This is a genomic window from Nocardioides sp. NPDC057577 (assembly GCF_042801335.1).
In the GTDB taxonomy this organism is placed as follows: domain Bacteria; phylum Actinomycetota; class Actinomycetes; order Propionibacteriales; family Nocardioidaceae; genus Nocardioides.
On the sequence record NZ_JBHVGB010000384.1, the window covers coordinates 319 to 1,002 of the forward strand.

Genomic DNA, 684 nt, shown 5'->3' on the forward strand with positions numbered 1-684 from the left:
TACGGATCCTGCTCTGCGACGACCACGCCGTCGTACGGGCCGGACTGCTCGCCCTGCTCGGCGGCGAACCCGACATCGACGTCGTGGGCGAGGCGGGCAGCGGGGAGGAGGCCGTCGCCCTCGCCGCACAGCTCACGCCCGACGTCGTCCTGATGGACCTCCAGCTGGGCTCGGGCATCGACGGTGTCGAGGCGACCCGCCGCATCGCCACCGCCGGGGCCGGCGCGGTCAACGTGCTCGTCCTCACGACGTACGACACCGACGCGGACATCACCCGGGCCATCGAGGCGGGAGCCACCGGCTACCTGCTGAAGGCCGAACGCCCGGAAGAACTCTTCGCCGCGATCCGGGCCGCCGCACAGGGCCGCACGACACTCTCCCCGCCGGTCGCCAGCCGGGTCATGGCCCGGATGCGCAGCCCCCGGCCCACCCTGACCGAACGCGAACTCGACATCCTGGGCCAGCTGTCACAGGGCCTCGGCAACCGTGACATCGCACGAGCCCTCTTCATCAGCGAGGCCACCGTCAAGACCCACCTGGGGCGGATCTACGAGAAGCTCGACGTGGACACCAGGGCGGGAGCGGTATCCGTCGCCAAGGAGCAACGCCTGCTCCCGTAGCCCACGCTCCCCGGGCGCCGGGCACCACCCGCGTTCACCCGGACGGCCCAGTCACCTCCCCCCG

The 684-nt window shown here is 72.1% G+C and carries 1 protein-coding gene; it reads left to right on the forward strand.

All coding sequences use genetic code 11. The features are described 5' to 3' along the window. A partial coding sequence (locus ACFU7D_RS29985; protein WP_378874233.1) for a response regulator occupies window positions 1-620 on the forward strand: 620 nt, incomplete at its 5' end. Window positions 621-684 lie beyond the last annotated feature (64 nt).